The 1782-nt window shown below is 61.6% G+C and carries 3 protein-coding genes; all 3 read right to left on the bottom strand.

All coding sequences use genetic code 11. From position 1 onward, the window contains the following. The coding region (locus Q8K05_RS01005) for an aldehyde dehydrogenase family protein (protein WP_305244691.1) at positions 1 to 199 on the bottom strand (199 nt) is incomplete at its 3' end. Positions 200 to 224: 25 nt separating this feature from the next. Then, positions 225 to 1154: a dihydrodipicolinate synthase family protein gene (locus Q8K05_RS01000; RefSeq protein ID WP_305244690.1), complete on the bottom strand. Its 930-nt coding sequence runs from the start codon at positions 1152 to 1154 to the stop codon at positions 225 to 227. A gap of 200 nt (positions 1155 to 1354) precedes the next feature. Next, positions 1355 to 1782: dihydroxy-acid dehydratase (locus Q8K05_RS00995; RefSeq protein WP_305244689.1), on the bottom strand; the 428-nt coding region annotated here is incomplete at its 5' end.

Raw genomic sequence — 1782 nt, 5'->3', positions numbered from 1 at the left:
CGCGCGCCTGGATGTTGCCGGTGGACCAGGCCGGGAAGGCGGCCCGGGCCGCCTTGACCGCTGCATCGAGTTGCGCGGCATCGGCTTGGGTGTAGTCACCAATGACATCGGCGACGTTGGATGGATTGATGTTGGGGGCGTATTTGGCACCCGCAATCCATTGGCCGTTGATCAGGTTGTCGTGTTTTTGAATCGTCATGGTTCAGTGCGCCGTTCTGTTGAATTTACTTGCCCCAGCGCAGAACCATCGGGTTCAGGCGTTGCGCGGTTTCGATCAGGCCCGCGCGAGTAGCGGGGTGCATGGTGGGCCAGGGATGGCGGGGTGCTTCGCAGGCGATCACGCCGCCTTCCTTCATCAAAGCCTTGGCCGTCAAGATGCCGCCCTGACGGTTTTCATAGTTGATGAGGGGGAGCCATTGCTGGTAAACGGCTGCCGCCTCTTCGCGCCGGCCCGCGGCGTAGGCATCGACAATCAGGCGGATGCCATCGGGGTAAGCGCCGCCGGTCATGGCACCAGTGGCACCGGCGTCCAGATCGGGTAGCAGGGTGATGGCCTCCTCGCCGTCCCATGGACCTTCGATGGCGTCGCCCCCCAGGCGAATCAGTTCGCGCAACTTGGAGGCAGCGCCCGCGGTTTCGATCTTGAAATAGGACACCTGCTTGATTTCTTTGGCCATGCGGGCCAGAAACGCCGCAGACAGGACGGTGCCGCTGGCGGGCGCATCCTGAATCATGATGGGAATGTCGATTGCATCCGACAGACCCGCATAAAACTCGTAAATCTTTTCTTCCGGCACGCGGAAGGTTGCCCCATGGTAGGGCGGCATGACCATGACCATGGCGGCGCCCTGGTCCTGGGCGCGACGGCTGCGCTGCGCGCACACCTGGGTGCTGAAGTGGGTGGTGGTCACAATCACCGGCACTCGACTACCGACATGCCCAAGGATGGTTTTCGTCAGCACTTCGCGCTCGTCATCCGAAAGCAAAAACTGCTCTGAAAAGTTGGCCAGAATGCACAGGCCGTTGGAGCCCGCGTCGATCATGAAATCGACGCAACGCTTCTGGCTTGCCAGATCGAGTTCGCCGTTTTCGGTAAACGTGGTGGGCACCACGGGAAATACGCCTTTGTAGCGAACGTTCCTGAAATGTGTCATGGGTATCTTTCTAAAGAAGGCTGCGCGCTTTGGCCATGGTCATCGCCGCATCCTCGATCATGCCCTCCTGCCCGCCGTCCAACGAGTTCCAGAAGATTGACTGGAGGCACGCAAAACGGGCCGATGTTGCTCGGACCGATCAGCGCGCATTTTATTTTTTTGCTCATCGCTGGCCTCTCAAAATCATGCGGCGCGCGGGCTCAGTGCGAATGCTTGGGGACATCGGCGCCGCGGCATCCCACCAGAAAATCGAAGTCGCAGCCTTCGTCAGCCTGTAACACCCTGTCTATGTACAGCTGCTGGTAGCCGCTCTTTGGCGCGACCGCCTGCTGGGCCTGCCGAGCTTCCCGCTCGACGTGGCGCTGCGCCATCTCCGCGTCGCTGATTTCCAGGTCCAGCTTGCCTGCATGGCTGTCGAGTGCGATCCAGTCACCATCGCGCACGATGGCCAGCGGCCCGCCGGCAGCCGCTTCGGGCGCCACATGGAGCACCACGGTGCCGTAAGCCGTGCCGCTCATCCGGGCGTCCGAGATGCGCACCATGTCGGTGATCCCCTGCGCCAGCAATTTCGGCGGCAGGCCCATGTTGCCGACTTCAGCCATGCCGGGATAGCCCTTGGGGCCACAGT

This window comes from Polaromonas sp., from assembly GCF_030682935.1.
Classification (GTDB): domain Bacteria; phylum Pseudomonadota; class Gammaproteobacteria; order Burkholderiales; family Burkholderiaceae_C; genus Polaromonas.
This window is presented reverse-complemented; position numbering and strand designations above follow the sequence as displayed.